Annotated in this window: 8 protein-coding genes and 1 pseudogene; 6 read left to right on the plus strand and 3 right to left on the minus strand. The window is 69.4% G+C overall.

Annotation, left to right across the window (positions count from 1 at the left end; all coding sequences use genetic code 11):
• Window positions 1-191 precede the first annotated feature (191 nt).
• The 6 genes and pseudogenes from ACL02T_RS34645 to ACL02T_RS34670 all read left to right on the plus strand — a co-directional run bounded on the left by ACL02T_RS34645 (window position 192) and on the right by ACL02T_RS34670 (window position 2,921).
• Complete coding sequence (locus ACL02T_RS34645) at window positions 192-317, plus strand: hypothetical protein (protein ID WP_412835052.1); 126 nt, start codon at window positions 192-194, stop codon at window positions 315-317.
• Between the two features lie 47 nt (window positions 318-364).
• Window positions 365-841: pseudogene (locus ACL02T_RS34650) on the plus strand (alpha/beta fold hydrolase); the annotation flags it as partial.
• Window positions 808-1,173 carry a hypothetical protein gene (locus ACL02T_RS34655; RefSeq protein WP_412835053.1) on the plus strand — a complete coding sequence of 122 codons (366 nt, stop codon included), beginning with the start codon at window positions 808-810 and terminating at the stop codon, window positions 1,171-1,173. The pseudogene ACL02T_RS34650 and the gene ACL02T_RS34655, both read left to right, overlap by 34 nt.
• Before the next feature lie 50 nt (window positions 1,174-1,223).
• The gene (locus ACL02T_RS34660) at window positions 1,224-1,412 is read left to right on the plus strand and encodes a tautomerase family protein (RefSeq protein ID WP_412835054.1); all 189 of its coding nucleotides are present in this window, start codon (window positions 1,224-1,226) and stop codon (window positions 1,410-1,412) included.
• A gap of 89 nt (window positions 1,413-1,501) precedes the next feature.
• Entirely contained in the window at window positions 1,502-2,014 is a 513-nt protein-coding gene (locus ACL02T_RS34665; RefSeq protein WP_412835055.1) for a flavin reductase family protein, read from the plus strand.
• 319 nt (window positions 2,015-2,333) lie between these two features.
• The gene (locus ACL02T_RS34670; protein WP_412835056.1) at window positions 2,334-2,921 is read left to right on the plus strand and encodes a TetR/AcrR family transcriptional regulator; all 588 of its coding nucleotides are present in this window, start codon (window positions 2,334-2,336) and stop codon (window positions 2,919-2,921) included.
• Window positions 2,922-3,744: 823 nt separating this feature from the next.
• Here ACL02T_RS34670 and ACL02T_RS34675 read toward each other — a convergent pair.
• The 3 genes from ACL02T_RS34675 to ACL02T_RS34685 form a co-directional block, all read right to left on the minus strand.
• Window positions 3,745-4,371, minus strand: coding sequence for an HAD family hydrolase (locus ACL02T_RS34675; protein WP_412835057.1), 627 nt, complete (start codon window positions 4,369-4,371; stop codon window positions 3,745-3,747).
• 68 nt (window positions 4,372-4,439) lie between these two features.
• Window positions 4,440-4,595 (minus strand): hypothetical protein, encoded by a 156-nt coding sequence (locus ACL02T_RS34680; RefSeq protein WP_412835058.1) that lies wholly within the window; start codon window positions 4,593-4,595, stop codon window positions 4,440-4,442.
• Between the two features lie 55 nt (window positions 4,596-4,650).
• The coding region (locus tag ACL02T_RS34685; RefSeq protein WP_412835059.1) for an NIPSNAP family protein at window positions 4,651-4,989 on the minus strand (339 nt) is incomplete at its 5' end.

Genomic DNA, 4,989 nt, shown 5'->3' on the forward strand with positions numbered 1-4,989 from the left:
GGACCCCACACCCTCCGGGATCTGACCACCGCAGCGGCTCGGCGACATGCAGGGGCTCGGCGACAGCCGTGGCCAGTGCTTCCTCCGGTCATGCCGTGCTCGACGTAGAGCTCCCGCTCCGGGCCTACCGCGGCCGCGCTGCTCCAGCGCGAACACCAGATCGGCACGCCGGCGGCCGGCCGGGGACGTCGTTGTCGTCACCGGCCACGTACTGCCCGATCCGGCTGCTCGGTGAGCAGAGCAACATCGCGCACGTCCTCACTGCCGGTGTGAACCGCAGCGGCTATCTCGCCGCTGCGGCGTCGGTCCTCGGCTGACCGGGGCGCCAGGTCGAGCGCGGCCACCACACGGAAAGCAGGAATGCATGAGTTGGGTTCGTGTTCGGGGCTTCGACTGCTTCGTGGCGGAGTTCGGTAGCGGTGACCCCTCTGTCGTGTTGATTCACGGGTGGTGCAGCGACTCGACCGACTGGGCCGACCAGATTTCTGCTTTCGCCGGCGACGCGCGTGTCGTGACACTCGACCTGCGGGGGCACGGGCATTCCGAACGGGCCGCGAGCGGGTACGGGAGCGTGGAGCTCGCCGAGGACGTGATCGCCGTCCTCGACCATCTGGGCCTGAGCGACAGCCATCTGGTCGGGCACTCCCTGGGCGGCATCATCACCAACCTGATCGCTGTGCGCCGCCCGGACCTGGCCCGCTCGGTCCTGCTGATCGACCCGGCGTACGACAGCCCGAGGAGTGGGAGGGACAGGTTCGCACGACCATCGGCGACCCGGCTTACGCCGACAGCGCAGAACGCGCTGCGGTGGCAGCCGACCTCGAGCCAGAGGTACACAACAGCGTCACCGCCGCCCGCCGGATCCGACGCCGGCTGCAGGCGCTCGCACTCGGCCCCGAGGTCGTCTGGCCCACCTATGCCGGCATGTGGTGCGGCACGGACGCGCCAGGGCTTCGCCCGCAGACCGAATGCGCGATCCGCGAGCGCCGCCGGCCGACACTGTGTGTCTACGCCTACGAGCCGACCTACACCTGGGAGTCGCACCTCGTCGACGAGCTCGGTCTCGATACCCGGGTCGAGCTCTGGACAGGCGTCACCCACTTCCTGCACCAAGACGACCCGGAGCGGTTCAACAAAGTCGCATCAGCCTGGTTCGACGCGAATCGCCGGTAACCCGACAAGTACTCCGTCAGCACTTCTGGCCACAGAAAGGAAGCGGCAGAATGCCCTACGTCGAGGTGAAGGTTTTCGAGGATCGCTTCGAGGACCCGTCGTTCTCGCAGCGGATGGTCGAGGCGGTCACACAGGCCATGACCTCCGTGCTCGGCGAGGAGGTCGGTGCGGATTCGACCGTCATCGTCGAAGGCGTCCCGCGCAACCGCTGGGGCCACGGCGGCAAGCTGATGGACTGACCCCACAGGCAGCGCGCACTGCTCCCTGATGCGCGCCGCACGAATCTCACTCGCGTGACCTTGACGACCCGAGCCGAAACGGAAATCACATGGCCTCGAAACTGAGTATCGGTCCTCTGCCCGTTGACCAGGCGGAGTTGCGGCGGGCCTACAGCTGTTTCCCCAGCGGCGTGACAGCTGTCTGTGCACTGGACGACGAGGAGCCCGTCGGGATCGCGGCGAGCTCGTTCACCTCTGTCTCGATCACTCCACCGCTGGTGTCGGTCTGTGTGGCACACAGCTCGACGACTTGGCCGCGGTTGCGGCAGCTGCCCCGGCTGGGGGTCAGCGTGCTCGCCGACGGCCAGGAGACGCTGTGCCGCTCACTCGCGGCGAAGGACCGCGACCGGTTCGCCGACGTGCCGTGGGAGCCGAGCGAGGACGGCGCCATCTTCGTCAGGGGCGCTGCAGCGTGGCTCGACTGCTCGGTGCACTCCGAGCTGACCGCGGGCGACCACGACATCGTGCTGCTGCAGATCCACCGTCTGACCGCTGATCCCCGCAACGAGCCGCTGGTCTTCCACAGCAGCCGGTTCCGTCGCCTCATCGCACTCGGATCCTGAACCAGGAACCATGTCGCGAGCCGGGCGGTCCCGGCCCCTCTCACCCGTGGGCCGCATCGAGGGGTGTCCGCCCGACGGGTCCGCCGCGACACGGCCGACCCGCCGGCCATGCTTGCGGCTGGTGGACGGTTCCCCCGACCACCAGCCGTCATGCCGCCCCGACGATGACATCGGCCACGGCCGTCGCGACCGGCACGGTTCCGCAGGCTGGGCCCGCTTCGCCTCCCGAAGACCGGCGGAGCGTCCTCCGCGCACGTGACGAGACAGTAGGGTTCTCCAAGCATCAAGGAGGACCGGGCCGGTGGAAGGGAGTTGTGGAGTGCGAGCGAGACCTCGTTCCGATGCCACCCGCCTCGCCCTCCTCAATGCAGCCCTCGACGTTGCTGCCGAGTACGGGGTCAAGGGCGTCACCCACCGACGGGTCGCCAGCGCCGCCGGCCTGTCCCTCGGGCTGACCAGCTACCACTTCGCCAACCTCGACGATCTACTACTCGAGGCGTTCCGGCTCTTCGTCTCGCAGACCTCGGCCCTGTACGAGCGTCAGTTCCACGAAGCCACCGACCTCGAGTCCATGATCGACGCGGCGCTCGCGGTCGTGAACGCGCTCAAGGACAGCGCCCGAGAACGCACCCTGCTCTACGAGCTCTATGCCCAGAGCGTCCGCGACCCCGCCTACCGAGCGCTCGTCGCTTCCTGGGCGGAATCAGCACGCGCGGGCGTGGAACGTCTCTACAGCGCACGCACCGCCCGGTTCCTCGAGGCCGCGTGGGAAGGCGCCAGCGCGCAGCTGATCCACGGTCGCGACGACAAGTCCGACGATGAACTACGCGCCCTGTTCCGCCTGATCCTGCTCCAAGACTCGAACGAGCTCACAGGTGGCACAAGCGCAGCCACCCCTCGCGGCTGAGAGCGTGATCGAGAAGATCAACTGGCGCCTGTGGGGGTGCGGCGTTCGGGTAGTAGGCCAGCCGCGGGCGAGGGTGTTGATCGCGGCCCAGCGAATCGTGGCGTCGGGGACGGCGGGGCGTTCGTGGCGAGTAGGCACCCGGCGAAGCCGCCGTCGGCGAAGACGAACCGCCTCGGGGTGGTGAGGTAGGTCCAGAGCAGGACGGTCTTCGCGCCGGCAGCACCACCAACACTAGGGACCGTCAGCGGCGTTTTCCGCGGTCGGCTGGCAGCTCGCGGGGCCGATCCGACTGTCCTGCGTGCCATCCAGTGTCCTGCGTGCCATCCAGCGCCGACTGCCGGGCCACCCGATGTCCCACCCCGGGACCGGGGAGAGCGGCGGCACCAGTACGGGCCCGCTGCCGAGGGCGGGGATCCGGTCACCGCCTACCCGGTCAGCGGGTTGTGCATCTCGCTCGTGCCCGCGTCGGTCAGCGCGGACTCCAGGCTGTTCGCGTGCCGCAGCGCCGTGTGCTCGACGGTGATCCGCTGCTGTCGACGACCAGTCCCCGCCGTGTCGCCCGGCCGTGGTCAGCATCGACAGCGAGCCCTGCACGGAGACGACGCTGCGGGGCCCGCTGTCCGTACCTCCGGCTCTGCGCAGGCCGGCCAGTAGGACACCGCATCGTGCCCGCGCAGTCGTAGCCCCGTAGGTGCATGCCCAGCACCTCGAGCGCCCCGAACTCCTTGGCGATCTCGTGCGGCGGCCCCTCACTCACCGAGTCATCGGTGAAGACCCGGCGGACGGGGTCCGCCGGCAGCGGAGCGCAGGACAGGACGTCGCGTCACGACGGCACCAGGTCCCGGCCGAGCGCGTAGGCGGCGCGCAGGTCGAGGCCCTCGTAGACGACAGCGCACCGGTCGCGCAGCACGTCGGTGGGGTTGATCCCCACGGTGCGGGTGAGCCGCTCGAACAGCAGCACGTCGGAGCGGGAGTCGCCGTAGGCCGTGCAGTCGTCCTCGCTCAGCCCGAGGTCCGCGAGCAGGCCCAGGGTGATGTCGACCTTGTCCTGCAGGGTGAGCAGCGAGTCCGTGGTCGGCGGGCGGCCGGGCACGACGTCCGAGCCGAACGTCCGGTGCGCACCCCACCCCTCCAGCCTGCGCACGAAGAAGTGCGGGGACTGGGAGATCACGGCGATGTGTTCGCCGCGGGCCCGGATGTCCGCGAAGACCTCCGGGACGCCTTCGATCCAGGCGGCGGCTGCGAAGGCGGCGTCGATCTCGGCATCGGAGGCGTCCATCCAGAGGGGCAGCACGGACTCCCAGAACTGCAGGTCGGTCAGCTCTCCGGCGTTCCAGGCCCGTTCGACGGCGTCCGCGACCTCGAACGTGCCGAGGTGGCGCGACAGTTCCACGGTGGCGGCGCCGCGCAGCAGCGTGCCGTCCATGTCGAAGACGTGCAGGCGGGTCATGGTTCTCCTCGCGGGTGGCTCGGCGCGCCGCCGGGGAGGGGCATGGCGCGGGGCACCGGACGACTGCGTCAGGCCCAGACGGCCATCTCGGTCGAGACGGCCCGCATCGGACCGACACAGCTCATGTAGTAGGACTCCGGAACCTCACGCTGACAGTTCGCGATCAGCTCGGTGAAGTCCCACTTCCTGACCAGCTTGCCGTCACGGATCACCGGCTGCAGCATCCATGAGCTCGTTCCTCCCGGCGCCGCTGGCAAGCAACCGGTTCGTTTCCCCTGGTCAGGCGGTGGCCACCGGTGCGGCGTCGAGGACTCGCCGCCGCATCGTCGCGAACAGCGGTCCGTCGGCCTCGGCGGCGGTCAGCGCCGCGACCCACTCCGGGTCGGCCAGCATCCCGTTCCACTTCCGTTCGAGATCGGCGAGATCGTCGAACCGCAGGGTGTAGACGAGCTCGCCCCAGGAGTGCTCGCCGATCATGGTGCGGCCGGCGCTGACCAGCTCCATGCCGTGCTTGGCCAGCATCGGCATGGTGGCGGAGGTGAAGAGGTCGATCACCGCCCCGAGCCGCCCCGGGGCGGCTACGTACTCGCGGACCTCGTAGATCATGCTTGCTCCTTT

The organism is Pseudonocardia oceanicola, assembly GCF_047200735.1.
Taxonomy (GTDB): domain Bacteria; phylum Actinomycetota; class Actinomycetes; order Mycobacteriales; family Pseudonocardiaceae; genus Pseudonocardia.